We start from the raw sequence: 699 nt of genomic DNA, 5'->3' as shown, positions 1-699 counted from the left end.
ACTGCTTGCACCAATCGAAAACAACGACATGTTGGAATACCCAATTCCCGTCGACGATTTCAAATTCGCGATTGTAAAGCAGGCCAACCAACGAACACTTGATGTAAGAACCGCAGAAATCCTGTTGCCGCTAGATTCCCCGCTCGTAATTACACACGCAAATGGTGAAACGTGTGTAGTAGATAAAGGCCAATCTGTTTTCATCCCAGCTTACGCCAAACAATACACCTTGAATTGCGAAGGTCGCGTTGCACGGGCTTACAGTTGATTCAAATTGAAACAAAAACGCCTCGCAATTTAAGCGAGGCGTTTTCTTTTTCACTCGAGCTATTTTTGTGGCGGTGATAATTAATTAAATATTTGCGGCATCAAACAAGAATTAATCTCGCTGTTGTTGTAGTTCAAAGTGTTCAGTAATTCACCTTGCACAGTCAGGTTCTTAATTCCCATGTGCCGCATATCAGATTCAGTGTAATACCAACCATTCGCGAGCGTTGAACGTTGGCATGTATTCGTTCTCGTATGCCCATAAACGGTAATATTTGGATCCACTCCTACTTTGTTGTAGAACTCCGCTTCTTTAATTCGTAAGCGAGTAAGATAGCGATAAAACTGCTTTTCGTATTGCGAAGGAACCGATTGATCCCACATCTCGTCAGTCTGATTCGCGCGACCATGCCACCCAATAAGCGCATCTTT

At 43.2% G+C, this 699-nt stretch carries 2 pseudogenes; one reads left to right on the top strand and one right to left on the bottom strand.

Going from position 1 to position 699, the window contains the following annotated elements:
* A pseudogene (locus R7Z77_RS25685) lies at positions 1 to 268 on the top strand (mannose-6-phosphate isomerase); the annotation flags it as partial.
* Between the two features lie 80 nt (positions 269 to 348).
* Here the strand turns inward: R7Z77_RS25685 and R7Z77_RS25680 are convergent.
* Positions 349 to 699 (bottom strand): annotated as a pseudogene (locus R7Z77_RS25680) (hypothetical protein); the annotation flags it as partial.

The organism is Vibrio sp. 1401 (genome assembly GCF_033340295.1).
This window is presented reverse-complemented; position numbering and strand designations above follow the sequence as displayed.